Consider the following 24,432-nt stretch of genomic DNA (forward strand, 5'->3'; position numbering starts at 1 on the left):
AAAAGTATGAGAATATGCGGAACCTCTCTGTTCATCACGCCCTCTGACTGGGTGACCACCAGCAGGACGTGATGAATCGGGGACCTCATGCGCACCTTCTCCCGCAGGGGAATGCTCGGCCTCGGCGCGGGAGCCGCGGCCGCCGCCGGGCTCGTGGGCTGCGGCACGCTCAATGCCTCACACGGTGGTGGGCACGGTTCCGGTTCCGCCGGGAACGCGGTCGGGAGCGGGAGCGGCACGGGACACGGCAAGGGCCAGGGCACCACCGGAGCGCCCGCCCGGCCGATCGGCGACGGTTCCACGTCCTTCACCGGCAAGCAGCCGCACCAGCCCGCCGCGCCCGAGCCGCTGGAGCCCGGCCAGGTGCCGCCGCAGTTCGTGATCTTCTCCTGGGACGGGGCGGGCGAGGTCGGCACCGGCCTCTTCTCGCGCTTCCTCGACCTGGCCAAGGAGCACGGCGCGGCCATGACCTTCTTCCTCTCCGGGCTCTATCTGCTGCCCGAGTCGAAGAAGCGGCTCTACGACCCGCCGAACAACCCGCGCGGCGCCTCCGACATCGGCTACCTCACCGACGAGCACATCAAGGCGACACTGGCGGGCGTCCACCGCGCCTGGCTGGAGGGCCACGAGATCGGCACCCACTTCAACGGGCACTTCTGCTCCGGCCACGGCACCGTCGCCGACTGGACCCCGCGGCAGTGGCGGAGCGAGATCGAGCAGGCCAAGTCGTTCGTGAAGGAGTGGCGGACCAACAGCGGCTGGACGGAGCTGCCCGCGCTGCCCTTCGACTACGACAAGGAACTCGTCGGCGGCCGTACGCCCTGCCTGCTCGGCCAGGACAACCTGCTGCCGACCGCCCGCGAACTGGGCTGGCGCTACGACGCCTCCTCGCCCGGCGGCCGGCAGGTGTGGCCGCGCAAGCGGCAGGGCGTGTGGGACCTGCCGTTGCAGCAGATACCGTTCCCCGGCCGTTCCTTCGAGGTCCTGTCGATGGACTACAACATGCTCGCCAACCAGTCGGTCAACTCGACCAAGGCCCCCGCCTACAACTATCCGGGCTGGCGCAAGCAGTCAACGGAAGCCTACATAGCGGGATTCAAGCGGGCATACGAGACAAATCGCGCACCTTTCTTCGTGGGCAACCACTTCGAGCAGTGGAACGGCGGCATCTACATGGACGCCGTGGAGGAGTCGTTCGAGCACATCGCGCGGGAACGGGACAAGGGTGCCGACATCCGGCTCGTCTCCTTCCGGCAGTTCGTCGACTGGCTCGATGTCCAGCGCCCCGAAGTGTTGGACAAACTGCGCACGCTGGACGTCGGGCAGACTCCGGCCGGTGGCTGGAAAACCTTCCTTTCCGAGCCGTCCTCGAACCCCTCGAACACCGTCTGAAATGCAGGTTTCCGTCCGTGAGGGGGGTGCGCAAGATCCCCGGATCGGACATGCGAAACTTTTCACATGAGTACCCGCAGCCGCGCCGTCCTGTTCAGCGCCGTGGCCGCCGCGGCGGCCCTGACCCTGTCCGCGTGCGGCTCCGGCGGCACGTCCGGTGGTGGTGGCCACACCAACTTCATCACCGGTAACAACGGCATCGACACGGTCGCCAAGGGCTCGCGGGAGGCGGCACCCGATCTGTCCGGCAAGACGATCGACGGCCAGACGCTCGACGTCGCCGACTACAAGGGCCAGGTCGTCGTCATCAACGTCTGGGGCTCGTGGTGCGGTCCGTGCCGTGCCGAGGGGAAGTACTTCGCCCAGGTCTCCAAGGACTACGCGGGCAAGGGCGTCCAGTTCGTCGGAATCAACACGCGGGACACCAGCACCACCCCGGCGATCGCCTTCGAGAAGGACGAGGGGATCACCTATCCCAGCCTGTACGACCCGGACGGCAGGCTGATGCTCCGGTTCAAGAAGGGCACGCTGAACCCGCAGCTGATCCCCTCCACCCTCGTCCTCGACCGGGACGGCAAGATCGCCGCCCGTGCCCTGCAGGCCCTCGACGAGGAGAACCTGCTCAGGATGATCAAGCCGGTCCTCGCGGAGAAGTGACGTGAGTGCGCTCCTGACGCTCGCCGAGGAGACGGGCCGGAACCAGACGGTCTTCAGCGGGGCCCTGCTCATCGCCGTGCCGGTCGCCGTGATCGGCGGTCTCGTCTCGTTCTTCTCCCCGTGCGTCCTGCCACTCGTGCCCGGTTATCTCTCCTATGTCACCGGGGTCGCCGGCACCGACCTGGCGGAGGCCCGGCGCGGCCGGATGGTCACCGGCGCCTCCCTGTTCGTCCTCGGCTTCACCGTCGTGTTCGTCTCCGGCGGCGCACTGTTCGGCTTCTTCGGCTCGACCTTGCAGGAGCATCAGTCGGTCCTCTCCAAGGTGCTGGGCGGGCTCATGGTCGCCATGGGCGTGTTCTTCATGGGACTGATGCCGTGGCTCACCCAGCGTGAGTTCCGCTTCCACCAGCGGCCGAGCACTGGACTGGTCGGCGCGCCGCTGCTCGGCGCGCTGTTCGGGATCGGCTGGACGCCCTGCATCGGCCCGACCCTCGCCTCGGTGCAGGGACTCGCCATGAACCAGGCCAGCGCGGGCCGCGGCGCCCTGCTGACGGTCGCCTACTGTGTCGGTCTCGGCGTGCCTTTCGTGCTCGCCGCCATGGCTTTCCGCAAGGCGCTCGGCGCTTTCGGCTGGGTCAAACGCCACTATGTCTGGGTGATGCGCATCGGCGGCTCGATGATGATCGTCACCGGTGTGCTCCTGCTGACGGGCGCCTGGGACCGTCTGGTGCAGGAGATGCAGACCTGGTCCAACGGCTTCACTGTGGGGATCTGATCGATGAGCACGACTTCGAAGACCGCGCCCGACGACTCCCCGGGCGGACCGGAGGACCAGGGACTCGGGGACGCCGGCGCCCAGTTGTCCACCGCCCCGCGCGACGAACCGGTGAACCTGCCGGGGCTGGGTGTCATCGGCTGGGCCCGCTGGTTCTGGCGGCAGCTCACCTCCATGCGGGTCGCGCTGCTGTTGCTCCTGCTGCTGTCCCTCGGTGCGATCCCCGGTTCGCTGATCCCGCAGAGCGGCAGTGACGCCAGCAAGGTCGACGACTTCCGCCAGGCGCACAAGACGCTCGGGCCGATCTACGACAAGCTCGGCCTCTTCCACGTCTACAGCTCGGTGTGGTTCTCCGCCATCTACATCCTGCTGTTCATCTCCCTCATCGGCTGCATCGTGCCCCGCACCTGGCAGTTCGTGGGCCAGCTGCGCAGCCGGCCGCCGGCCGCGCCCAAGCGGCTGACCCGGCTGCCCGCCTACACCACCTGGCGCACCACGGCCGATCCCGAGCAGGTCCGCACGGACGCGCTCGCGCTGCTGAAGAGGCGCCGCTTCCGCGTCCATGCCGTCGGGGACGCGGTCGCCGCCGAGAAGGGCTACGCCCGTGAAGTGGGCAACCTGGTCTTCCACATCGCGCTGATCGTGCTGCTGGTCGCCTTCGCCACCGGTCAGTTGTACAAGTCGGACGGCACCAAGCTGGTCGTCGAGGGCGACGGGTTCTCCAACTCGATCCTCCAGTACGACGACTTCCAGTCCGGCAACCTCTTCACCAACGACGATCTGGTGCCCTTCAGCTTCGACCTGAAGAAATTCAAGGGCACCTACGAGCTGACCGGTCCGAACCGCGGCACCCCGCGCACCTACGAGGCGAAGATCTCCTACAACAAGGGCGCCTACGGCAAGGAGCAGACGACCACCATCCAGGTCAACCAGCCGCTGGACATCGACGGCGCCAAGGTCTACCTCGTCAGCCATGGTTACGCGCCGGTCTTCACCGTCCGCGACGGCAGCGGCAAGGTCGTCTTCCACGACGCGGTTCCCCTCCTCCCGCTGGACGGCAACTCGACCGGATCCGGTGTGGTCAAGGTCATGGACGGCTACAAGAACCCCCAGGGTGTCAGCGAGCAGCTCGGCTTCCAGGTGTTCTTCCTGCCGACCTGGGGCGGCAAGGGGAGCCCGATGCTCTCCCAGTTCCCGGGGCTGCTCAACCCGATGATCGCGCTGAACGCCTACCACGGTGACCTGGGCGTCGACTCGGGCATTCCGCAGAGCGTGTACCAGCTGGACAAGAGCCATATGAAGGAGTTCAAGGACTCCAAGGGCGGTCTGCTGAAGCAGCAGCTCACCCCGGGGCAGACCATGACGCTCCCGGGCGGTGCCGGCTCGATCACCGTCGACAAGGACATCAAGGAGTGGGCCGGCTTCGAGATCGTCCAGGAGAGCGGCGGCCGCTGGATGCTCGGCGGTGCCCTTGCCGCGATCTTCGGTCTGGCCGCGTCCTTGTTCATCCAGCGCCGCCGCGTCTGGGTGCGCGCCGTGCCCGGCCCCGACGGCGTCACCGTCGTCGAGATGGCCGGCCTCGGCCGCAGCGAGTCCGCGAAGGTGCCCGAGGAACTGGGCGACCTCGCCGGCCTCCTCTACGACCAAGCCCCAGGGGCCCCCGATCCCTCCGACGATCCCTCCCCATCCCCCGACTCCCCAGTCGTACTTGCCGAAGGGGCTGAGAAGCAGTGACTTCCGCCGCCGCAATCGATCTCGCCGCCGCGACCAACGAACATCTCGCGAGCCTCAGCAACACGCTGATCTACTCGTCGATGGCCGTGTACACGCTGGCCTTCTTCGCCTATATCGCGGAGTGGCTGTTCGGCAGCCGCAGCAAGGTCGGCCGCACGGCCGCCGCGCTGACCGCCGACGTCCCGAAGAAAGCGGCCGTGCCCGCCGTCACCGTGAAGAGGGCCGGCGGTACCGCCGTACTGGAGCGGCCGAAGGTCGTCGTCCGGGCGGCGGCCGGTGCCCGGGACGTGCCGGACGGTCCGGGCGCCCACGGCGGTGACGAGAAGGGCGATCTGTACGGACGGATCGCCGTCTCGCTCACCGTGCTCGCCTTCCTGGTGGAGCTGCTCGGGGTCATCACCCGCGCCGCCTCCGTGGAGCGGGCGCCGTGGGGCAACATGTACGAGTTCAACATCACCTTCTCCACGGTCGCCGTCGGCGTGTACCTCGGCCTGCTGGCGCTGCGGAAGAACGTCCGCTGGCTCGGGCTGTTCCTGACCACCACGGTCCTCCTCGACCTCGGCCTCGCTGTCACTGTCTTGTACACCGCCAGCGACCAGTTGGTTCCCGCCCTCCACTCGTACTGGCTGTACATCCACGTCTCCACCGCGATCTTCTGCGGTGCGATGTTCTACGTCGGCGCGGTCGCCACGATCCTCTACCTGTTCAAGGACTCGTACGAGAACAAGCTCCAGACCGGCGGCACGCCGGGCCGGTTCGCCACCTCGGTGCTGGAGCGGCTGCCCGCCTCCGCCTCGCTCGACAAGTTCGCCTACCGGCTCAACGCGGCCGTCTTCCCGCTGTGGACGTTCACGATCATCGCGGGCGCGATCTGGGCGGGCGACGCCTGGGGCCGCTACTGGAACTGGGACCCCAAGGAGACCTGGTCCTTCATCACATGGATCGGCTATGCCGGCTACCTGCACGCCCGCGCCACGGCCGGCTGGAAGGGCCGCAAGGCCGCCTACCTCGCGATGCTCGCGTTCGCCTGCTGGCTGTTCAACTACTACGGCGTGAACATCTTCGTGAGCGGCAAGCACTCGTACGCGGGCGTCTGACCCGCGTGCGGAACACTTCCCGCCGGTCCAGGCTGGTGTCATGGCCGGATCCATCGAACAGGGCAGCAGCCAGACCCGCGGGAACAAGCACATACTCCACTTCCTGGTACGGCTTCCGCGGCCCATGGAGACGGTCTGGCCCGCGCTGACCACGCCGGAGGGGCTCGCCCGCTGGCTGACCGCCGCCGACGTCCTCGAACCCCGGCTCGGCGGCGCGGTCACGCTGCGCGGCCTCGGCACCGGCCGGGTGAGCGCGTGGGACGTGGACCGGGTCGCGGAGTACACGCTGGAGGGCCGTGGCCGGATCAGGTTCCACCTGGAGCGGGGCGGGCCCGACCGGAGCGTGCTCCGCTTCACCCACGAGTACCGGGGCGATGCGGCGGAGGAGCCGCGCTGGCGGGCTCGCTTCGAACACCTGATCGATACCTTGGCGGCGGCCCCGCAGCGGAGCGGCGACCTCACGAACGGCCGCGGCCGGTAGGGGCGGAGCGGCGGCGGCGACGGCCTGCCGGTAGGGGCTGGGCGGCAGGGGGCATGACGACGGGGGACCTGGCGGCAGGGGGCATGACGACGGGGCCTGGCAGCAGGTTAGGCGGTCGTGGTGGCCTGTCGGCAGGGGAGGCGTGCCGGTGGTGGGGGTCTGCCGGTGGAGGCGGTGCGGCGGGCACCGGGGCGGTGTCCGGCCGGCCCGCTCAGCCGACGGTGATCGAGTCGAGCTTCTCCCGCAGGTAGACGTGGGAGTCGACGGGCGGATACGCCACCCGCCCCATCGGCGCGGGCACCGACTCGACCAGCGTGCCCGGGGTGCACTCACCGAAGTAGACCAGCGACATCAGCTCCTCGGCGGGCGCGTCCGCCGGCGGCGGCAGCACCCGGTGCCGCCCCGACCGCCACCGGTCTCCGGTCCACCGGGCCATCAGGTCACCGATGTTGACGGTGAACGCGGCGGGGTCGTAGGGCGCGTCCGCCCAGCCGTCGTCGTCCGTGAAGACCTGTAGCCCGCCCCGGCCCGCCTGCCGGTCGAGGACGGTGACCGTCCCGAAGTCGGTGTGCGGCCCGATGCGGAACTGCCCGGGCAGCGGCTCACCGGTCACCTCCCGCCCCGGATACCAGTTGATGTTGAAGCCGTACGTCGGATGGTCCAGGTGCCGGGTGAAGAAGTCCGGTTCGAGGCCGAGGGAGTGGCCGAGCAGCGCCAGCAGGTGCTTGTGCAGGACGGCCAGCCGCGCCAGGTACTCCTCGCACAGCGGCCGGAGCCGCGGGATCTCGGCGGGCCACACGTTCGGCGCGTACCACTCGGCGTTGACGGCCGGGTCCGCGAACGGCTCGTGGGTCGCGAAGGTCAGCGACTCCTTCAGGTCCGGCGGCGTCTGGGTCCCCTCGGAGTACCCGTTGGCCTCGGCGCCCGGCCCGAGCCAGCCGCGCCCGCCGACCCGCGCCGCGTAGACCTCCTTCGCCTCGGCGGGGAGGAGGAAGAACGCGCGGGCCGCGGCCCGGATCCGGGTACGCAGCCCCGGATCCACACCGTGCCCGGTGACCAGCAGGAAGCCGGCCCGTTGCAGGGCCCGGTCGACGGTGCGGGCGAGGTCCGCGCGCGCCCCGGGGCCGCCGGAGAGCCAGGGCAGCAGGTCGATCGTGGGGATGCGGGGGTCAGTCACCGATGTCCTCGTTCCACAGAGCCGGATGGTCCCTGACGAAGTCGCGCATCAGCCGTACGCACTCGGCGTCGTCCAGCAGCACGATCTCCACGCCGTGCCCGGCCAGCCAGTCGTGCCCGCCGCGGAAGGTGACGGCCTCGCCGATCACGACCCGCGAGATGCCGAACTGGCGCACCAGACCGCTGCAGTACCAGCAGGGCGACAGCGTGGTGACCATCGTCGTGCCCCGGTACGTCCGCTGTCGGCCCGCCGCGCGGAAGGCGGCCGTCTCCGCGTGTGTCGCGGGGTCGTCGTCCTGCACGCGGCGGTTGCGGCCGCGGCCGAGGAGGGCGCCGTCGGGGCCGTAGAGGGCGGCGCCGATCGGGATGCCGCCCTCGGCGCGCCCGGCGCGGGCCTCGGCGACGGCGGTGGCGAGCCAGTCGCGGGCCCGGTCCGGGTCCAGGTGATCGGCGCGGTCCATGCCCATGCGTCAACCCTCCTCGGGCGTCAACCCTCCGCGGGCCGTTCGGCCGGTCCGGTCCTGCGGCCTGCGGTCTCCGCCCCTTCGGCTTTCGGTCCTTCTGCCTTCGGCTTTCGGTCCTTCGGCTTTCGGAACGGAACCGGCGCGACGCGCGCGGAGCAGCCGCCGGGAGCCGGGGGAACCGACCGGCCCGCTGACATTCTGCCCGGACGCGGGCGGCGGACGCCGTCGGACGCAGTTACCGGGACCTGACGCCCCGTGGTGGCCTCGGTAAAGCGCATGGAAACGCACTCTGTACGCTGGCCCGATCGTCGCCGCGCGAGCGGCAGTTGGGCCCCGGGTGGGAGGAACGGTCATGGGTGCTGCTCCGGTTCTTCAGGAGCTGCGAGAGGTCTGCCAGCCGCAGGCCAAGCTGGCGAGCCGCAACGGCGAGCACTGGGCCGGGCGGCTGTACATGCGGCGGATCTCGCTGCGGCTGACCCGCCAGCTGGTGCGCACCCCGGTCACCCCGGACCAGCTCACCTGGACCATGGTGGTCTGCGGGGTCGCGGCGGGCGCCGCCCTGCTGGTCCCGGGCCTGCCCGGAGCCGTCCTGGCGGTCGTCCTGATGCAACTGTTCCTGCTGTTCGACTGCGTGGACGGCGAGGTCGCCCGCTGGAAGGGACAGAACAGCGCCACCGGCATCTACGTGGACCGGCTCGGCGCCTATCTCGCGGACGCCGCGCTGCTGGCGGGCGCCGGATTCCGGGCCGCCGAGAACGGCTTCGGCGGCTGGCTGTCGGTCGGGATCGCCACCGCGCTCGGCGTCGTCCTGCTGAAGGCGTCCACCGACCTGGTGGACGTGGCCCGTGCCCGGCGCGGACTCGGCGTGGCCGGCGACGAGTCGACCCGGCCGCGCTCCGAGGGCGTGGCCGCGGTGCGGCGGCTGGCGGCGGCGTTCAAGATCCACCGGGTGACGAACGGGATCGAGGCGTCGCTGGTGCTGCTGGCGGCGGCCGTCGCGGACGCGGCGACCGGCGGGCTGGAGCCCACGCGCTGGGCGCTCGGCGCGCTGGCCGTGATCACGTGGGTGATGGTCCCGGCCCACCTGCTGTCGATCCTGTCGTCCTCCCGGCTGCGCTGAGCCGACCCGTCCGACCCGCCCGACCCGTCCGGCCGGACGGGTCGGATCAGCCGAATCAGCCGAATCAGCCGGATCAGCCGGATCAGGCGGATCAGGCGGATCACCCGGTCCGGTCGCGCCCGTCACCCGCACCAGCCATCAGCCTCACCCACCCGCCTCATCCACCTGCCTCATCCACCCGCCTCACCCACCGTCGTTCGGGTGGTCGAGGTACCCCAGGTAGTCGTGCAGTCGGCCCGAGCCCGCGAGCATCGCCCGCGACCGTGCCGTGAGCGCGCGTTCGCGGGTCACGAGTGCGGCCCGCAGCGCCTCGTCGCTGCCCTCCCGGCGCAGGTCGTCGAGGACGGGGCGGATCTGCTCGAAGAGGTGGTGGGCCCGGCGCAGGGTGTGGATGAGCCGGGCGTCGCGTACGTCGGCGGGGCCGTAGCGGCGGTAGTGCGTGCCGTGTTCCCGGCCCGGCGCGAGCAGGCCGGCGTCCTCCCAGACGCGCAGCGCGGAGGTACGGACGCCGAGCAGCGCCGCGACCTCGCCGATGCGCAGCCCGGTCCGGGGCCCGGGGTCCAGGGGCCGCCCGGCGAGGGTCCGCAGTGCCTCGTCCGCCGCCCGCAGCGCGCCGCGTTCCTCGTGCAGCGCCGCGTGCGCCGCGTCCACGAGGGCGAGCGCGCCGGGCACGTCCGCGGCGTGCACCGCCCGCATGATCCGTACCGCCTGCGTCGGCCCGTACCCCGCGGGCAGCGACCGGTACGTCAGCAGCGCCCGCCGGTGCACCTCCCGGAAGGTCCGGTAGCCGGACGCCGACCGCTCGGCCGGGGGCAGTACACCCGCCTCCTCGTAGTTGCGGATCTGCTGAGTGGAGACGCCGGCGGCGCGGGCGAGGTCGACGGTGCGCAGTCGCTCGCCGCGGGGCTCGGCCCGGTGTTCGTCGCTCGTCATCGGTGCGCGGGGTGGGGCAGGACGGATGCGGGCCGGTCAGCCCTCCTGCGGTTCCTCGCCCTTCTCCTTGCGGCGCAACTCCTCCTCGCGGCGGCGCAGATCGGCCTCCCAGTTCTTCAGCAGCCGCTCGTCCCGCTTGTTCTCCTCGGCGAGGGACTTCAGGAACTCGGGGTCGTCGTCCGGGGCGACCTGCTCGAAGCGGTGGTTGCGGTGCCATTCGGACGGCGTGCGGCCGTCGGCGGGCGGGACCCGGACCTTGCCCGTGGCCAGCCAGACGATGGGGCCGACGATCCAGAAGAGAAGGATGATGAAGACCCAGGCGATCTTGGGCAGGTGCCGTGCCTCGTCCTCGGGTGTGTTGAGGCAGTCGATGAGCGCGAAGATCGTCAGTGCCAGTGGCACGAGGTACATCAGCACCCTGAGCATGTCGAGAAATCCCCTGGAGACGATGGAGGGGTTCCGCACCGGCCCCCCGTGACCGGGCCAGAGTAGCCGCTCGGGGATACTGGACCCCATGGCTTACGACGATCTTCGCTCCCTGCTCAGGGCTCTGGAGCGCGAGGGCGACCTCAAGCGCGTGAAGACCGAGGTCGATCCCCATCTGGAGGTCGGGGAGATCGTCGACCGGGTGCAGAAGTCCGGCGGTCCGGCGCTGCTGTTCGAGAACGTGCGCGGCTCGCGCATGCCGCTCGCCATGAATGTGTTCGGCACCGACCGGCGGCTGCTGAAGGCCCTCGGCCTCAAGTCGTACGGCGAGATCTCCGACCGGATCGGCGGGCTGCTCCGTCCCGAACTGCCGCACGGCTTCGTCGGCGTGCGCGAGGCGTTCGGGAAGCTCGGCGCGATGGCGCACGTGCCGCCGAAGAAGGTGAAGCCGGACAACGCGCCCGTGCAGGAGGTCGTCCTGCACGGCGACGACGTCGACCTGCACGCCCTGCCCGCGCTGTTCACCTGGCCCAAGGACGGCGGCTCCTTCTTCAACCTGGGGCTCACCCACACCAAGGACCCGGAGACCGGGATCCGCAACCTCGGCCTGTACCGCCTCCAGCGCCACGACAGGCGCACCATCGGCATGCACTGGCAGATCCACAAGGACAGCCGGAACCACTACCAGGTCGCCGCCCGCCGGGGCGAGCGGCTGCCGGTCGCCATCGCCTTCGGCTGCCCGCCCGCCGTGACCTACGCGTCCACCGCCCCGCTGCCCGGTGACATCGACGAGTACCTCTTCGCCGGGTTCCTCGCGGGCCGGCGGATCGAGATGGTCGACTGCAAGACCGTGCCGCTCCAGGTGCCGGCGAACGCGGAGGTCGTCCTGGAGGGCTGGCTGGAGCCCGGCGAGATGCTGCCGGAGGGTCCCTTCGGCGACCACACCGGCTTCTACACGCCGCAGGAGCCCTTCCCGGCCCTGACCATCGACTGCGTCACGATGCGCAGGCGGCCCCTGCTCCAGTCGATCGTCGTGGGCCGGCCGCCGACGGAGGACGGCCCCCTCGGCCGGGCGACGGAGCGTTTCTTCCTCCCCCTGCTGAAGATCATCGTCCCGGACATCGTGGACTACCACCTGCCCGAGGCCGGCGGCTTCCACAACTGCGCGATCGTCTCGATCGACAAGAAGTACCCGAAGCACGCGCAGAAGGTCATGCACGCGATCTGGGGGGCGCACATGATGTCCCTCACCAAGCTGATCGTGGTCGTCGACGCCGACTGCGACGTGCACGATCTGCACGAGGTCGCCTGGCGAGCCCTCGGCAACACCGACTACGCCCGTGACCTCACGGTCGTGGAAGGCCCGGTCGACCACCTCGACCACGCTTCCTACCAGCAGTTCTGGGGCGGAAAAGCGGGTATCGACGCGACGAAGAAGTGGCCCGAGGAGGGTTACACGAGGGACGGGGGGTGGCCGGAGATGGTCCTGTCGGACCCCGATACGGCGGCCCTGGTGGACCGTCGCTGGAAGGAGTACGGACTGTGAGGAACACCGCCACGACGGAACACGGCGGCGCGGCGGCGGGGCTTCCCCGCCGCCGCGGGGGCGAACCGGAGCACGGCCTGTGAGCAGCGCTTCCGCCGCGATCCCGCAGCCGGGACGCACCCGGGCGTTCCTGCGCCTGGTGATGATCGAGCACTCCGTCTTCGCCCTGCCCTTCGCCTACATCGCGTCGCTGACGGCGATGTACGAGTGGGACAGGAACATCCACTGGGGCCGGCTGCTGCTGGTCACCGTCTGCATGGTGGGCCTGCGCACGTTCGCGATGGCGGTGAACCGGATCATCGACCGGGAGATCGACGCGCGCAATCCGCGTACCGCCCACCGTGAGCTGGTGACCGGCGCGATGTCGGTCCGGCACGCCTGGACCGGCGCCCTGATCGCGCTGGTGGTCTTCCTCGGCGCGGCGGCCCTGCTGAACCCGCTGTGCCTGGCCCTCGCCCCCATCGCGGTGATCCCGATGGTGGTCTACCCCTACGGCAAGCGCTTCACGAACTTCCCGCAGGCCATCCTGGGCCTGGCGCAGGCCATGGGCCCGGTGGGCGGCTGGCTGGCGATCAGCGGCGAGTGGTCCTGGCATGCGGTGATCCTGGGCCTCGCGGTCGGCATCTGGATCGGCGGCTTCGACCTGATCTACGCCTGCCAGGACGTGGCGACCGACCGCGCGATCGGTGTCCTGTCGGTTCCGGCCCGGTTCGGCATCCCCGCGGCGATCTGGGGCGCCCGGGTCTGCCACACGATCACGACGGCCCTGTTCGTCTGGTACGGGGTGGCCACGGGTGCGGGCGCCTTCTTCTGGCTGGGCCTGGTGATCGTCGCGGGCGCGTTCGTGTACGAGCACAGCATCGTCCGCCCGCACGACCTGTCCCGCCTGAACCGGGCGTTCTTCAGCGTCAACGGGTTCATCGGGATTGCCCTGTTCGTGTGTGCGCTGCTGGATCTCCTCGTGCGGGGGCTGACCGTCTGAATACGGTCCGGACTAGCATCGAGGGCAGGACTCCAGGGAGGACACCGTGACTGTCTCGGACCTTGACCGCCTGCACTCGCAGCTCAGCAAGCTGGAGGACATGTTCCCCGGCTATGTGACGGAGATTGTCGAGGGCAGCATCGTGATGAACCCGGTCAGGCCGTTCCACGGGAGGACGATCCAGCGATTGTGGGGGATCGTCGAGGAACAACTGACACCGGAGTGGGCGCTGGTGACCGATGTGGCGTTCTTCTTCGACGAAGCCAACGAGTTCTGCCCGGACCTCGCCGTCATCCCCGCCGCGGCCGAGACCGAGAACCGCGGTTCCTACCCTGCCGACCTGATCGAGTTCGTCGCCGAGGTCGTGTCCCCGGAAAGCGTTCGCCGCGACTACACCCTGAAACCCCTCCGGTACGCCTCCCGAGGCATCCCGAATTACCTGGTCGTCAATCCGCTGGAGGGCCACGTCGTCACGATGTGGAACCCCGGCCCCGAGGGCTATAGGGGCCGCGACACGATTCCGTACGGACCGGAGATCAAGGTCGATTCACCGCTCGGCAGGTTGGTGATTCCCACGTCGGACCTCCCCGTCGACCCCAAGGCCCCCCACCCGTCCTGAACACCCCCGGGCCCACCGGTACGCTCAAGGTGTGAACGCAGGAGAATCGCAGCGCGCGCCTTGGATCGTGGGGGTGTCCGGAGCTTCCGGGACACCGTACGCGGCTGCCGTGCTGCGGGCGCTGCTGGACGCCGGGGAGCAGATCGACCTGGTCGTGTCCCGGGCCTCCCGGCTGACCCTCCTCGACGAGACCGGGATCGCCTTCCGGGACCCGCACTGGCGTCAGGACCTGCGGGAATGGCTTGCGCGTGGGGCCGACGGCAAGCCCGGTACGTTCCCCGTGGCCGCCGCGGACATCGAGCGGGTGCGGTACTGGAGCGCGGGCGACCTGGCCGCCGGGCCCTCCTCGGGGTCGTACCCCGCGCGGGGGATGCTCATCGTGCCCGCCTCCACCGCCTGTGTGGCCGGTGTGGCGCTCGGGCTGTCCAAGGACCTGCTCCAACGGGCGGCGAGCGTCACCCTCAAGGAGCGCCGCCCCCTGGTCGTGGCCGTGCGGGAGACCCCGCTGAACGGCCAGACGCTGCGCCACCTGGTCGCCCTGGACGACGCGGGCGCGCGTGTGGTGCCGGCCTCCCCGGCCTTCTACGCGGGGGCCACCCACATCCAGGACCTGGTGGACTTCGTCGCCGGACGGGTCCTCGACGCGGCGGGCGTCGCGCACCGGCTCTACCGCCGGTGGGCGGGCGACCTCGGCGGTGGTTCCCGGACCGAGTGAGCATCGGGCGGCGCCGGCCGTGCTCCGGTACTTCGGAAAACTTCAGGAACTCTGCAGATCTCTCTTCGGATCTCATCAGCGGAAGGCTTCGATCGCATGGACGTGGTGGACAGACAGCTCATCCAGGCATTGAGGGAGAACGGCCGGGCCTCCTACGCCGAGCTGGGGCGCCTCGTCGGCCTGTCGGGCCCCAGCGTCACCGACCGCATCAACCGGCTGGAGGCGGCCGGTGTCATCACCGGTTACCGGGCCACCGTGGACGCGGCCTCGCTCGGCCTCGGCGTCACCGCCCTGATCGGCATCTCGCTGTCCGACGCGACCGACCACGAGGAGGTGGCCCGCAGGCTGAAGGACCTGCCCGAGATCGAGGACTGCTGGTTCATCGCGGGCGAGGACTCGTACATGCTCAAGGTGCGGGCGGCGGACGTGGACGGTCTGGAGCGGATCATCCGCCGGCTGTCGGGCACCAAGGGCGTCTCGCGCACCCGTACCACCATCGTGCTGTCCACCAAGTGGGAGAACCGGGTGGGAGAGCTGCCCGAGGAGGTGTAGCTCCCGGGGCGTACGGTGGGGCGGAATCGTCGAGACGCCGAGAGAGAGGCACGGACATGGACGTCGGGCTCAAGCGCGAGCTGGAGGAGAAGGTGCGCTCCGGCGAGCGGCTGACCCGCGAGGACGGCATCGCGCTGTACGAGTCGGACGACCTGGCATGGCTCGGCGGTCTCGCCCACGAGGTGCGCACCCGCAAGAACGGCGACGTCGTGCACTTCAACGTCAACCGGCACCTCAACATGACGAACGTGTGCACGGCGTCCTGTGCCTACTGCTCCTTCCAGCGCAAGCCGGGCGAGAAGGACGCGTACACGATGCGCATCGAGGAGGCCGTCGGACTGGCCAAGGCGATGGAGCCGGAGAACATCACCGAGCTGCACATCGTCAACGGCCTGCACCCGAACCTGCCGTGGCGTTATTACCCGCGTTCGCTGCGGGAGTTGAAGGCCGCCCTGCCGAACGTGTCCCTGAAGGCGTTCACGGCGACCGAGATCCACCACTTCGAGACCATCTCCGGGCTCGGCGCGTCCGAGATCCTCGACGAACTGATCGACGCCGGCCTGGAGTCGCTGACCGGCGGCGGCGCCGAGATCTTCGACTGGGAGGTGCGGCAGCACATCGTCGACCACCAAACGCACTGGGAGGACTGGTCGCGCATCCACCGCCTGGCGCACGAGAAGGGGCTCAGGACCCCGTGCACCATGCTGTACGGCCACATCGAGGAGCCCCGCCACCGGGTCGACCACGTGCTGCGGCTGCGTGAACTCCAGGACGAGACCGGCGGTTTCCAGGTCTTCATCCCGCTGCGCTACCAGCACGACTTCGTCGACATGAAGGACGGCAAGATCCGCAACCGCCTCCAGGCCCGGACGCAGATGGCGACCGGTGCCGAGGCGCTGAAGACCTTCGCCGTCTCCCGGCTGCTCTTCGACAACGTCCCGCACGTCAAGGTGTTCTGGGTGATGCACGGCGTGCGGACCGCCCAGCTCGCCCTCCAGCACGGCGCCGACGACATGGACGGCTCGGTCGTCGAGTACAAGATCACTCACGACGCGGACAACTTCGGCACCCCGAACAAGCTGACCCGTGAGGACCTGCTGGACCTCATCCGCGACGCGGGTTTCCGCCCGGTGGAGCGCAACACGCGCTACGAGATCGTCCGCGAGTACGACGGCCCGGACCCGCTGCGCCGCGAGTCGCCGCAGCCGATGCGGCTCTGAACGGGCCGCGGCCGACGGGGCCGCCGGGTGGCCGTGCCGCGCCGGACGGCCACCCGGCAGCACTGAGGTAATGGGTACGATGCCTTCATGTCCCTTACTTTCACGCTCGATCCGGCCGTCGACCGCGCGCTCCGCGACGGCGTCCTGGACCTGTGGGCCGACGTCTCCGACGCGGGCGGCGCCGTGGGCTTCGTACCGCCGGTGTCGCGGGAGCTGATACGGCCGGAACTGGTCAGGCACCTCGTGGCGATGGCCGAGGGGCGCACCCGGCTGCTGGTCGGGCACGACGCGGCGGGCGAGGTCGCCGCGACGGCCTTCCTCTCCTTCAACCCGCACCGGCTGATGCGGCACTGGGTGTGGCTGTACACGGTGATGGTGCACCCGCGCCACCAGGGCCGCGGATACGGCCGTGACCTGCTGGCCGCCGCCGCGGACGCGGCCCGCGGCTTCGACGGCATCGACGCGATCCGGCTCACCTGCCGCGGCGGAATCGGCCTGGAGCGGTTCTACGCCTCCTGCGGGTACAAGGAGGTCGGCCGGGTGCCCGGCGCCATCCGCGTCGCCGACGGGGACGACCGCGACGACATCACGATGCTGCTGCCGCTCGCCTGACACCCGCACCCCCCTCACAAGATCGAGCCGGCGGCGTGCTTCACTGGATGGTGCCCCTTTGGGGTGTTCCGACCTCCCTCGACTCCATCGAGCGGGGTGACCGCCAGAAACGGAAGAGTGGATTGCGATGCTCCGCTACACGCTGATGCGCCTCGGTATCTTCGTGGGCTGCTTCCTCGTCGTCTGGGGTCTCGTCTCCTCCGGCCTCTTCCCGCGCGGCTTCGGCGACTCCAACCTCCTGTGGGTGCTGCTGCTCGCGCTGGTGCTCTCGGCACCGATCAGCTTCGTCGTGCTGCGCCGGGAGCGGGACCGCGCCTCCGTGCAGATCGTGCGCAGGGTCGACCGGGCGAAGGCCAACCTGGAGGCCAACCGCAGCCAGGAGGACCTGGCCGACGACGCCGCCCGCACCCAGGGCCACGCCCAGAGCCAGCCGTCCTGACCACACCCCGAGGCGACGCGATCGCGCCCTTCAGGGGCGCGGGGAACTGCGCGACCGGCCACGACACCGCCGCAGCCGAACGACACACGGCCCCCCTCACCGGCGGAGCGCCTACGCTGGCCCCATGGGTGCCGGGAAGACCAAGCGGATGCCGCGGGCGGTCCGCGAGCAGCAGATGCTCGACGCCGCCGTACGGACCTTCGGCCGACGCGGGTACGCGGCCGCCTCGATGGACGAGATCGCCGAACTGGCCGGTGTGTCCAAGCCGCTGGTGTATCTCTACCTCAACTCCAAGGAAGACCTGTTCACGGCGTGCATCCGGCGTGAGGCCAAGGCGCTGACGGACGCGGTGCGCTCCGGCGTCCGCCCCGGGCTGCCGGCCGACCGGCAACTCTGGGACGGCCTCCGGGCGTTCTTCACGCACACCGGCGAGCACCCGGACGCCTGGTCCGTGCTGCATCTCCAGGCGCGCACCCACGGCCCGGCCTTCGCCGCCGAGGTCACGGTGATGCGGGAGGAGATCGTCGCGTTCGTGACCGAGCTGATCGCCGTCGCGGCCCGCGAGGCGCACCGCAACCCCGACCTGCCCGAAGGCGAGGTCGCGGGCCTCGCCGAGGCCCTGGTCGGCGCCGCCGAGTCCCTCGCCGCCTGGGCCAACGCCACCCCGGACGTCACGGCTCGGCAGGCCGCGGCGACCCTGATGAACTTCGCGTGGGCGGGCCTCGGCGACCTCATGGCGAACCGCCCCTGGACACCGCCCGAGGAACCCGCCGAGCCCGCTCAGCCGGCCGGGTCCGCCGAGCCCGCGGATTCCGACAGGTCCGGTGAGCGGGTCGTTCAGGTCGGGTAGACCGCGCCGGTCAGATGGATCCGGCCGCCCTCGCCGCGCAGCTCGAACCGCCCCCCGTCCGCCGCGTACGTCACCGTCCCCGGCAACAGCACCGGCGCCCGGAACTCCGCCCGCACCCGTACCGCCTCCGGGCTGCCGTGCGCGGCGAGGCAGCGGGCCACCGTCCACATGCCGTGCGCGACGGTCCGGGGGAAGCCGAACAGGCGGGCGGTGAGCGGGTGGAGGTGGATGGGGTTGCGGTCGCCGGACGCGGTGCCGTAGCGCCGGCCGATGTCGGCGGCCAGCCGCCACTCGGCGAGCGCGGGCAGCGGCCGGTGCTCCGGCCGCCGCCCGGCCGCCGGGGCGCCGGCCGTCCGGTGGCGTGCCAGATAGGTGCTCCGCGACTCCCACACCACCGCGCCGCCGGCCCGTACCTCGGTGGCCACGGACGCCTCCGTACCGCGCCGGTGCGGCGCCAACCCCGCCACGCGTACGGCGAGTTCGTACTCCCCGGTGGCCGTGAGCGCCCGGTGCCGGGTCAGCTCGACCGACGTGTGGACGAGCCCCAGCAGCGGCAGCGGGAAGGCGCGGTCGCTCATCAGCCGCATGGCCAGCGGGAAGCCCAGCACCTGCGGATAGGTCAGGGGCAGGGCGTCGTCGCCGGTCGCGAAACCGCACACCCGCTCGTAGCGCGCCAGCCGTGCCAGGTCGATGCGCTGCGCGGGCAGCACGAGCCGGTCGCGGGGGAAGTCCGCGTCCGGGCGGGGCCGTTTGAAGGGGGACTGCAGGGCACCGCGGGCGAGCAGCGGCGCGAGGGCGGGGGCCTGGGTGAGGACGACGGACATCAGGCCCCCAGCAGGCTCTGCCCGCAGACCCGTACGACCTGCCCGTTCACCGCGCCCGAGGCCGGGTGGGCGAGCCAGGCAGCGGTCTCGGCGACGTCGGCGGGCAGCCCGCCCTGGGCGAGCGAGTTCATCCGGCGGCCCGCCGCACGGATGAGGAAGGGGACCGCGGCGGTCATCCCGGTCTCGATGAACCCGGGCGCGACCGCGTTGACGGTGACCCCGTGCGCGTCCAGCGCGCGCGGTGCCAGGGAGCGGACCAGACCGACGATCCCCGCCTTGCTCGCGCCGTAGTTCGTCTGCCCCGCGTTGCCCGCGAGCCCGGCGATCGAGGCGGTGGCCACGACGCGCCCGCCGGGCCGCAGGGTCCCGCGGGCGAGGAGCGCGTCCGTCGTGCGCAGCACGCTGCCCAGGTTGACCTCCAGCACCGGACTCCAGCGTTCCGCGGGCATGTTGACCAGCCGCCGGTCCCGGGTGATGCCCGCGTTGTGGACGAGCACGTCGAGACCGTCCGGGAGCGCGGCGGCGATCCGCTCGGCCGCGTCGGCGGCGGTGATGTCCAGGGTGAGCGCGCTGCCGCCGAGCCGTTCGGCGACCCGGCGGGCGTCGGCCCCGGCGGCGGGCACGTCCAGGACGACGACGTGCGCCCCGTCCCGGGCCAGGGTCCCGGCGACGGCCTCGCCGATACCGCGCGCGGCACCGGTGACCAGGGCGGTGCGCCCGGCCAGGGGCCGATCCCAGTCGCCGGGCGGCTCGACGGGGCCCGCGCCGACGTGGATCACCTGGCCGCTGACGTAGGCGGACTTGGGGGAGAGCAGGAAGCGGAGGGTGGACTCGGCGGCGGACGCGTCGCGCAGCCGCAGCAGATTCACGGTCCGGCCGCGGCCGATCTCCTTGCCCAGCGACCGGGCGAAACCCTCCAGGGCCTGCTGGGCGGCCGATTGATGGTGGTCGGCGGGGTCGAGCGGCGCGCCCAGCACCAGCACCCGGCCGCTGTCGGCGACCGACCGGACGACGGGGTGCAGGGCGGAGTGCACCTCGGCGAGCGCGTCGAGGTCCCGCACCCCGGTGGCGTCGAGGACGACGGCGGCCGGGTGCCCCCGACCGGCGGCGGGCTGCTCCCGGCGGACGGCAGGCTGTTCCCGACCGACGGCGCTCCGCTCCCGACCGGCGGTGGCCTGCTCCCGACCGGCCGCGGGCTGCCCTCGATCGGCGTCGGCCGGCCGCTCCCCGTCGGCGGCTGACAACTCCTCGCCGGCGCCCGGCCGGCCGCCACTGGTGGCAGGCTGCTCCCCGCTACCGGCAGGCCGCTCCCCGCCGACGGCGAGCCCCGTGCGGGCCAGTACGGGGGCGAGCGCGAGGCCGGAGGTGCCCGCCGTCAGGTGGAGCAGGCCGCCGTCGAGCGCCGGGGACCCCGGTGACCAGCGGCGCAGCACCGCCGGGCGGGGCAGTCCGAGCCGGCGGGTCAGGAACCGGCCGGGTGCGGTGCCGGCGAAGCTCAGATAGCGGTCGGCCATGTCTCCCACTTCCACGGGGTCCGGTGCGCCGTCCGGAGCAGGCGTCCGGAGCGGAACTCAACTCACTTACTCTGGAGTAAGGTTACCGGAGGTAAGCCTACGTCGGGGTGGAGGAGCAGATCGAGATGAGTCCCCTTGAGCCGCCGCGGGCCCGCCGGGTCGCGGTGATCGGCGGCACCCGCATCCCGTTCGCCCGCTCCGACGGCCCCTACGCCACCGCCTCCAACCAGGACATGCTCACCGCCGCCCTGGACGGCCTCGTCGAGCGGTACGGTCTCCACGGCCCCGGCGCGGTCGGCGAGTTCGTGGCCGGCGCGGTCCTCAAGCACAGCCGGGACTTCAACCTCGCGCGCGAGACGGTCCTCGGCTCGACGCTGGACCCCCGCACCCCGGCCTACGACATCCAGCAGGCCTGCGGCACCGGTCTCCAAGCCGTCATCGCCGCCGCCAACAAGATCGCCCTCGGCCAGACCGAGGCGGCGGTCGCGGGCGGCGCCGACACCGCGAGCGACGTCCCGCTGGGCGTCAACGACGGCCTGCGCCGCCTCCTGCTCCAGGCCCGGCGGGCGAAGTCGGCCGGGGCCCGGCTGAAGGCGCTCGCGAAGGTGCGGCCGGGCCACCTGGTCCCCGAGATCCCGCGCAACGCCGAACCTCGCACCGGCCTGTCGATGGGCGAGCACGCCGCGGTGACGGCCCGGGTCTTCTCCGAGCGCTCGGCCCCGTCCGGGCTGGGCGGCCCCCTGTCCCGCGCCGCACAGGACGAACTGGCCGCGACCAGCCACCAACGCCTCGCGGCGGCCTACGAACGGGGCTTCTTCCAGGACCTGATGGTCCCGTTCCGGGGCCTGGCGCGGGACCAGAACCTGCGCCCCGGCTCGACGCCGGAGAAACTGGCCGCGCTCAAACCGGTGTTCGGGCCGGCGCATCCCGACCCCACCATGACCGCGGGCAATTCGACCCCGCTGACGGACGGCGCGGCAGTGGTGCTGCTGGCCTCCGAGGAATGGGCGCGGCAGCGGGACCTGGAGCCGCTGGCCTGCCTCACGGCGTACGAGACGGCGGCCGTGGACTTCGTCCGCGGCGATGTGGCGGGCGGCGAGGACGGCCTGCTGATGGCGCCCGCCCACGCCGTGCCGCGCATGCTGGAGCGGGCCGGCCTCGGCATGGCGGACTTCGCACTCGTCGAGATCCACGAGGCGTTCGCCTCCCAGGTGCTGGCGACGCTGGCCGCCTGGGAGGAACGGGGCCTCGCGCCGGTGGACCGCGCGCGGCTGAACGTGGCGGGCTCGTCCCTGGCCACCGGCCATCCCTTCGCGGCGACCGGCGCCCGTATCGTGGCCACGCTGGCCAAGCTGCTGGCCGAGCGGGAGGGACCGGCCCGCGGGCTGATCTCGGTGTGCGCGGCGGGCGGCCAGGGCGTCACGGCGATCCTGGAACGAACGTGACACACCCTCACGTAATCCCCGAGGTTGCACATCCCCGGCGCCGGATCCGTCCGGAAACCGCACACCCCCGCCACAGCCGGGCCGTACCATCACCTGCCTGATCGCTGTCCGGCTGTCGGTGACGCCGCTTCCGCGGCCTGTCGGCCCACCGTCGGTGAACGCCTCGGTGCGCGAGGCACGTACGCCACGCAGCAAGCAGTCCGCCGCTGCACGCCCGAGGAGCCGCCCCGTGTCCACCCGGTACCCGAACGCCCCCGTCTCCTTCGGCCAGACGGTCACCGCCACCGACTACGACGGCGCGCCGATCCTCGTGGAGCCCGAGATCCGGCGCCTGGACGGCGCCGTGCGCGAGGTGTCCGTACCGCCGTTCACCCCGCCGGTACGGCACGGGTCGCTCGCCGACCTGCCCTTCGACAACGCGGCGGCGGACCCCGACGCGGTCGTCCTCAGCCGCCGGACGGCGGACGGCGACTGGACGGAGGTGACCACGGCGGCCTTCGCCGACCAGGTGCTCGCCCTGGCCAAGGGGCTGCTGGCGGAGGGGATGGCACCGGGCGACCGGATCGCCGTCATGGCCCGCACCCGCTACGAGTGGACCCTCCTCGACTTCGCCGCCTGGGCGGCCGGCCTGGTGACGGTCCCCGTCTACCCCACCTCGTCCGTCTTCCAGACGCGCTGGATCCTCCAGGACTCCGGCGCGGTCGCCCTGGTGACGGAGACCGCGGCCCAGGCCGCCGCCCTCGGCCCGGAGCTGGACCGGGTACCCGATCTGCGGCACCTGTGGGTGATCGAGAAGGAGCACCTGGAACGGCTCGCCGAACGCGGCGCCGCCCAGGTCCCGGACGCGGAGGTCGCCGTCCGCCGGGGCATGCTCGGCCCGGACACCCTCGCCACCCTCATCTACACCTCCGGCACCACCGGCCGCCCCAAGGGCTGCGCGCTCTCCCACGGCAACTTCTTCGCCGAGGTCGACAACGCCATCGAACTGCTCTACCCGGTCTTCAAGGCGAGGACCGTCGAGGAACCGTCCGTCCTGCTGTTCCTGCCGATGTCCCACGTCTTCGGCCGCATGGTGGCGATCGCCTGCGTCCGCGCCCGGGTACGCCTCGGCCACGCGCCGAGCCTCAAGCCCGAGGACCTGCTGCCGGACCTCGCCGCCTTCCGGCCGACCTGCCTGCTGACCATCCCGTACATGCTGGAGAAGGTCTTCAACACCGCGCGCGCCAAGGCGGAGTCGGGCGGCCGGGCCTCCTCGTTCGACCGCGCGGCGGCCGTGGCCAGGCGCTACGGCGAGGCCCTGGAGGCCCGTCAGACCGGCACCGGCAGCGGTCCGGGCCGCACCCTGCGCGCGGCCCGCGCCCTCTACGACCCGCTGGTCTACCGCCGCATCCGCAACGCCATGGGCGGCCGGGTGCGCTACGCGATCTGCGGCGGCTCCCCGCTGGGCAGCCGCCTGGCCGCCTTCTACGCCGGGGCGGGCATCGAGATCTTCGAGGGGTACGGCCTGACCGAGACGACCGGTGCCTCCACCGTGACCCCGCCGCTCAAGCCCCGCCTCGGCACGGTGGGCTGGCCCATGCCCGGCACGAAGGTCCGGATAGCCGCGGACGGCGAGATCCTGATCGCGGGCGAGCACGTACTGCGCGGCTACTGGGACCCGTCGGCGGGCGGGGTGGTCCCGGTGACCCGGGACGGCTGGCTGCCCACCGGTGACATCGGGCAACTGGACGACGAGGGCTATCTGACGATCACCGGCCGCAAGAAGGAACTGCTGATCACCGCGGGCGGCAAGTCGGTGGCACCGGCGCCGCTGGAGAACTGGCTCCGCTCGCACCCGCTGATCTCCCAGGTCATGCTGGTCGGTGACGCCCGCCCCTATGTCACCGCCCTCATCACCCTCGACCCCGACGGCATCACGCACTGGCGCCGGATGAACGGCAGACACCCGGTCCCGGCCGAGCTGCTGGTGGACGACCCGGACCTGAACGCCCTCCTGCAACGCGCGGTGGACGAGGCGAACCGCATGGTCTCCCGCCCCGAATCCATCAGGAAGTTCACCGTCCTCCCGACGGACTTCACCGAGCGGGCGGGCCATCTGACCCCCTCGATGAAGCTGCGCCGCGCCGAGATCATGCGCGACTTCTCGGAGGCGGTGGAGGCCCTGTACGAGGGGTAGCCGACAGGACGCCGGAGACCGCGCGTCCGGCGCGAGTGCCGCGCGCCGCAGTGGCCCCTGTTGCCCCTGTTGCTCTTGTCGACTGTTGCGACTGCTGCGACTGCTGCGGCTGCTGTGGCTGTCGGCGGCCGGGGTCGGCGTCGGCGTCGGCGGGAAAAGGGCAGGAGCCCCGTCGCCGGAAGGCGCGGGGCTCCTTGGGTACTTCTTTCAGGCTGCGATCGGCTCGCTGCTCAGACGGGGGTGACGTTCTCCGCCTGCGGGCCCTTCGGACCCTGGGTCACGTCGAAGCTCACCTGCTGGTTCTCTTCGAGGGAACGGAAACCCTGAGCGTTGATCGCGGAGTAGTGGACGAAGACGTCGGGGCCGCCGCCTTCCTGGGCGATGAATCCAAAGCCCTTTTCGGCGTTGAACCACTTCACGGTTCCGGTAGCCATAAGCCCTCCTTGGGCTCACAAAGGGTTGCCCTGCTCCAGAACCTGCAAGTGTGAAACCGTGCCGCACAAGTGCATATGTCTGAAAACGACGAGAGCCCGCGGTTACATGCTCCGCAGGCTCTGTACTGCAAGGGAAACCAAACTGCAACTTGCGGCGAGCCTAGCATGCGGGCCGCCCCGAGCAATAGAGGTCAAGATCACGTCACCCGGAAGTTTGAACACCTGCTGGGCCACTTGACGTAGGGGCGG

At 71.3% G+C, this 24,432-nt stretch carries 25 protein-coding genes; 18 read left to right on the forward strand and 7 right to left on the reverse strand.

The features are described 5' to 3' along the window. Positions 1 to 87: 87 nt before the first annotated feature. The 6 genes from ACFY2B_RS00270 (at position 88) to ACFY2B_RS00295 (ending at position 6,136) form a co-directional block, all read left to right on the forward strand. Positions 88 to 1,392 (forward strand): hypothetical protein, encoded by a 1,305-nt coding sequence (locus ACFY2B_RS00270; RefSeq protein ID WP_390760918.1) that lies wholly within the window; start codon positions 88 to 90, stop codon positions 1,390 to 1,392. Positions 1,393 to 1,458: 66 nt separating this feature from the next. Then, the gene (locus ACFY2B_RS00275) at positions 1,459 to 2,049 is read left to right on the forward strand and encodes a TlpA family protein disulfide reductase (protein WP_390760919.1); all 591 of its coding nucleotides are present in this window, start codon (positions 1,459 to 1,461) and stop codon (positions 2,047 to 2,049) included. Position 2,050: 1 nt separating this feature from the next. Continuing rightward, positions 2,051 to 2,824 (forward strand): cytochrome c biogenesis CcdA family protein, encoded by a 774-nt coding sequence (locus ACFY2B_RS00280; protein WP_390760920.1) that lies wholly within the window; start codon positions 2,051 to 2,053, stop codon positions 2,822 to 2,824. Between the two features lie 3 nt (positions 2,825 to 2,827). Beyond that, a complete protein-coding gene (locus ACFY2B_RS00285) occupies positions 2,828 to 4,558 on the forward strand; it encodes a cytochrome c biogenesis protein ResB (RefSeq protein ID WP_390760921.1) in 1,731 nt (576 codons plus the stop codon). Further along, positions 4,555 to 5,655, forward strand: coding sequence for a c-type cytochrome biogenesis protein CcsB (ccsB, locus tag ACFY2B_RS00290; protein ID WP_390760922.1), 1,101 nt, complete (start codon positions 4,555 to 4,557; stop codon positions 5,653 to 5,655). The genes ACFY2B_RS00285 and ccsB overlap by 4 nt, the downstream gene beginning before the upstream one ends. Positions 5,656 to 5,695: 40 nt before the next feature. Then, complete coding sequence (locus ACFY2B_RS00295; RefSeq protein WP_390760923.1) at positions 5,696 to 6,136, forward strand: SRPBCC domain-containing protein; 441 nt, start codon at positions 5,696 to 5,698, stop codon at positions 6,134 to 6,136. 211 nt (positions 6,137 to 6,347) lie between these two features. Here ACFY2B_RS00295 and ACFY2B_RS00300 read toward each other — a convergent pair whose 3' ends face one another. Together ACFY2B_RS00300 and ACFY2B_RS00305 are read right to left on the reverse strand one after the other, a co-directional pair. After that, positions 6,348 to 7,313: an isopenicillin N synthase family dioxygenase gene (locus ACFY2B_RS00300; RefSeq protein WP_390760924.1), complete on the reverse strand. Its 966-nt coding sequence runs from the start codon at positions 7,311 to 7,313 to the stop codon at positions 6,348 to 6,350. Further along, on the reverse strand, positions 7,306 to 7,773 hold the full coding sequence (locus tag ACFY2B_RS00305; RefSeq protein WP_390761501.1) for a nucleoside deaminase: 468 nt from the start codon (positions 7,771 to 7,773) through the stop codon (positions 7,306 to 7,308). The genes ACFY2B_RS00300 and ACFY2B_RS00305 overlap by 8 nt, the downstream gene beginning before the upstream one ends. A gap of 355 nt (positions 7,774 to 8,128) precedes the next feature. On the opposite strand from ACFY2B_RS00305, the gene ACFY2B_RS00310 reads away from it, so the two are divergent. Beyond that, complete coding sequence (locus tag ACFY2B_RS00310; protein ID WP_376530040.1) at positions 8,129 to 8,896, forward strand: CDP-alcohol phosphatidyltransferase family protein; 768 nt, start codon at positions 8,129 to 8,131, stop codon at positions 8,894 to 8,896. A gap of 183 nt (positions 8,897 to 9,079) precedes the next feature. Here ACFY2B_RS00310 and ACFY2B_RS00315 read toward each other — a convergent pair whose 3' ends face one another. Together ACFY2B_RS00315 and ACFY2B_RS00320 are read right to left on the reverse strand one after the other, a co-directional pair. After that, entirely contained in the window at positions 9,080 to 9,829 is a 750-nt protein-coding gene (locus ACFY2B_RS00315; RefSeq protein ID WP_390760925.1) for a TioE family transcriptional regulator, read from the reverse strand. Between the two features lie 36 nt (positions 9,830 to 9,865). Then, the gene (locus ACFY2B_RS00320; protein ID WP_376530187.1) at positions 9,866 to 10,255 is read right to left on the reverse strand and encodes a PLD nuclease N-terminal domain-containing protein; all 390 of its coding nucleotides are present in this window, start codon (positions 10,253 to 10,255) and stop codon (positions 9,866 to 9,868) included. 88 nt (positions 10,256 to 10,343) lie between these two features. Here ACFY2B_RS00320 and ACFY2B_RS00325 point away from each other — a divergent pair, with 88 nt between their 5' ends. From ACFY2B_RS00325 to ACFY2B_RS00365, 9 genes are all read left to right on the forward strand, one after another. After that, positions 10,344 to 11,801: a menaquinone biosynthesis decarboxylase gene (locus tag ACFY2B_RS00325; protein ID WP_390760926.1), complete on the forward strand. Its 1,458-nt coding sequence runs from the start codon at positions 10,344 to 10,346 to the stop codon at positions 11,799 to 11,801. 79 nt (positions 11,802 to 11,880) lie between these two features. Next, positions 11,881 to 12,783: a menaquinone biosynthesis prenyltransferase MqnP gene (gene mqnP / locus ACFY2B_RS00330; RefSeq protein WP_390760927.1), complete on the forward strand. Its 903-nt coding sequence runs from the start codon at positions 11,881 to 11,883 to the stop codon at positions 12,781 to 12,783. A gap of 46 nt (positions 12,784 to 12,829) precedes the next feature. Next, on the forward strand, positions 12,830 to 13,402 hold the full coding sequence (locus tag ACFY2B_RS00335) for a Uma2 family endonuclease (RefSeq protein WP_376530032.1): 573 nt from the start codon (positions 12,830 to 12,832) through the stop codon (positions 13,400 to 13,402). A 31-nt stretch (positions 13,403 to 13,433) separates the two neighbouring features. Next, positions 13,434 to 14,117 carry a UbiX family flavin prenyltransferase gene (locus ACFY2B_RS00340; protein WP_390760928.1) on the forward strand — a complete coding sequence of 228 codons (684 nt, stop codon included), beginning with the start codon at positions 13,434 to 13,436 and terminating at the stop codon, positions 14,115 to 14,117. 96 nt (positions 14,118 to 14,213) lie between these two features. Beyond that, positions 14,214 to 14,669 (forward strand): Lrp/AsnC family transcriptional regulator, encoded by a 456-nt coding sequence (locus tag ACFY2B_RS00345; protein ID WP_376530028.1) that lies wholly within the window; start codon positions 14,214 to 14,216, stop codon positions 14,667 to 14,669. A 56-nt stretch (positions 14,670 to 14,725) separates the two neighbouring features. Further along, positions 14,726 to 15,889, forward strand: a complete 1,164-nt coding sequence (mqnE, locus tag ACFY2B_RS00350) for an aminofutalosine synthase MqnE (RefSeq protein WP_390760929.1) — start codon at positions 14,726 to 14,728, stop codon at positions 15,887 to 15,889. An 87-nt stretch (positions 15,890 to 15,976) separates the two neighbouring features. Further along, positions 15,977 to 16,501, forward strand: coding sequence for a GNAT family N-acetyltransferase (locus ACFY2B_RS00355; protein ID WP_390760930.1), 525 nt, complete (start codon positions 15,977 to 15,979; stop codon positions 16,499 to 16,501). Positions 16,502 to 16,628: 127 nt separating this feature from the next. Next, the gene (locus ACFY2B_RS00360; RefSeq protein ID WP_390760931.1) at positions 16,629 to 16,940 is read left to right on the forward strand and encodes a DUF4229 domain-containing protein; all 312 of its coding nucleotides are present in this window, start codon (positions 16,629 to 16,631) and stop codon (positions 16,938 to 16,940) included. A gap of 124 nt (positions 16,941 to 17,064) precedes the next feature. Next, positions 17,065 to 17,790, forward strand: coding sequence for a TetR/AcrR family transcriptional regulator (locus ACFY2B_RS00365; protein ID WP_390760932.1), 726 nt, complete (start codon positions 17,065 to 17,067; stop codon positions 17,788 to 17,790). On the opposite strand, the gene ACFY2B_RS00370 is transcribed toward ACFY2B_RS00365, so the two are convergent. After that, a complete protein-coding gene (locus tag ACFY2B_RS00370) occupies positions 17,778 to 18,614 on the reverse strand; it encodes a MaoC family dehydratase (RefSeq protein WP_390760933.1) in 837 nt (278 codons plus the stop codon). The two genes, ACFY2B_RS00365 and ACFY2B_RS00370, sit on opposite strands and share 13 nt — an antisense overlap. Next, on the reverse strand, positions 18,614 to 20,128 hold the full coding sequence (locus tag ACFY2B_RS00375; RefSeq protein WP_390760934.1) for a 3-oxoacyl-ACP reductase: 1,515 nt from the start codon (positions 20,126 to 20,128) through the stop codon (positions 18,614 to 18,616). Before ACFY2B_RS00375 ends, ACFY2B_RS00370 begins: the two co-directional genes overlap by 1 nt. Before the next feature lie 125 nt (positions 20,129 to 20,253). Between ACFY2B_RS00375 and ACFY2B_RS00380 the strand changes: the two genes are divergently transcribed. Both ACFY2B_RS00380 and ACFY2B_RS00385 read left to right on the forward strand, forming a co-directional pair. Beyond that, on the forward strand, positions 20,254 to 21,573 hold the full coding sequence (locus ACFY2B_RS00380) for an acetyl-CoA C-acetyltransferase (RefSeq protein WP_390760935.1): 1,320 nt from the start codon (positions 20,254 to 20,256) through the stop codon (positions 21,571 to 21,573). 229 nt (positions 21,574 to 21,802) lie between these two features. Then, positions 21,803 to 23,749 carry an AMP-dependent synthetase/ligase gene (locus ACFY2B_RS00385; RefSeq protein ID WP_390760936.1) on the forward strand — a complete coding sequence of 649 codons (1,947 nt, stop codon included), beginning with the start codon at positions 21,803 to 21,805 and terminating at the stop codon, positions 23,747 to 23,749. A gap of 230 nt (positions 23,750 to 23,979) precedes the next feature. Here the strand turns inward: ACFY2B_RS00385 and ACFY2B_RS00390 are convergent, their stop codons facing one another. Next, positions 23,980 to 24,183, reverse strand: coding sequence for a cold-shock protein (locus tag ACFY2B_RS00390; protein ID WP_003974443.1), 204 nt, complete (start codon positions 24,181 to 24,183; stop codon positions 23,980 to 23,982). Positions 24,184 to 24,432 lie beyond the last annotated feature (249 nt).

The sequence above is a fragment of the Streptomyces sp. NPDC001270 genome (assembly GCF_042896695.1).
Lineage (GTDB): Bacteria > Actinomycetota > Actinomycetes > Streptomycetales > Streptomycetaceae > Streptomyces.

What these genes read in the sequence shown, in the direction of transcription:
- ACFY2B_RS00365 (WP_390760932.1), top strand. Translation starts at nt 17,065, where the DNA reads ATGGGTGCCGGGAAGACCAAGCGGATGCCGCGGGCGGTCCGCGAGCAG.
- ACFY2B_RS00360 (WP_390760931.1), top strand. Translation starts at nt 16,629, where the DNA reads ATGCTCCGCTACACGCTGATGCGCCTCGGTATCTTCGTGGGCTGCTTC.
- ACFY2B_RS00315 (WP_390760925.1), bottom strand. Translation starts at nt 9,829, where the DNA reads ATGACGAGCGACGAACACCGGGCCGAGCCCCGCGGCGAGCGACTGCGC.
- ACFY2B_RS00390 (WP_003974443.1), bottom strand. Translation starts at nt 24,183, where the DNA reads ATGGCTACCGGAACCGTGAAGTGGTTCAACGCCGAAAAGGGCTTTGGA.
- ACFY2B_RS00355 (WP_390760930.1), top strand. Translation starts at nt 15,977, where the DNA reads ATGTCCCTTACTTTCACGCTCGATCCGGCCGTCGACCGCGCGCTCCGC.
- ACFY2B_RS00305 (WP_390761501.1), bottom strand. Translation starts at nt 7,773, where the DNA reads ATGGACCGCGCCGATCACCTGGACCCGGACCGGGCCCGCGACTGGCTC.
- ACFY2B_RS00325 (WP_390760926.1), top strand. Translation starts at nt 10,344, where the DNA reads ATGGCTTACGACGATCTTCGCTCCCTGCTCAGGGCTCTGGAGCGCGAG.
- ACFY2B_RS00275 (WP_390760919.1), top strand. Translation starts at nt 1,459, where the DNA reads ATGAGTACCCGCAGCCGCGCCGTCCTGTTCAGCGCCGTGGCCGCCGCG.
- ACFY2B_RS00320 (WP_376530187.1), bottom strand. Translation starts at nt 10,255, where the DNA reads ATGCTCAGGGTGCTGATGTACCTCGTGCCACTGGCACTGACGATCTTC.
- ACFY2B_RS00295 (WP_390760923.1), top strand. Translation starts at nt 5,696, where the DNA reads ATGGCCGGATCCATCGAACAGGGCAGCAGCCAGACCCGCGGGAACAAG.
- ACFY2B_RS00285 (WP_390760921.1), top strand. Translation starts at nt 2,828, where the DNA reads ATGAGCACGACTTCGAAGACCGCGCCCGACGACTCCCCGGGCGGACCG.
- ACFY2B_RS00270 (WP_390760918.1), top strand. Translation starts at nt 88, where the DNA reads ATGCGCACCTTCTCCCGCAGGGGAATGCTCGGCCTCGGCGCGGGAGCC.
- mqnE (WP_390760929.1), top strand. Translation starts at nt 14,726, where the DNA reads ATGGACGTCGGGCTCAAGCGCGAGCTGGAGGAGAAGGTGCGCTCCGGC.
- ACFY2B_RS00310 (WP_376530040.1), top strand. Translation starts at nt 8,129, where the DNA reads ATGGGTGCTGCTCCGGTTCTTCAGGAGCTGCGAGAGGTCTGCCAGCCG.
- ACFY2B_RS00380 (WP_390760935.1), top strand. Translation starts at nt 20,254, where the DNA reads ATGAGTCCCCTTGAGCCGCCGCGGGCCCGCCGGGTCGCGGTGATCGGC.
- ACFY2B_RS00375 (WP_390760934.1), bottom strand. Translation starts at nt 20,128, where the DNA reads ATGGCCGACCGCTATCTGAGCTTCGCCGGCACCGCACCCGGCCGGTTC.
- ACFY2B_RS00345 (WP_376530028.1), top strand. Translation starts at nt 14,214, where the DNA reads ATGGACGTGGTGGACAGACAGCTCATCCAGGCATTGAGGGAGAACGGC.
- ACFY2B_RS00370 (WP_390760933.1), bottom strand. Translation starts at nt 18,614, where the DNA reads ATGTCCGTCGTCCTCACCCAGGCCCCCGCCCTCGCGCCGCTGCTCGCC.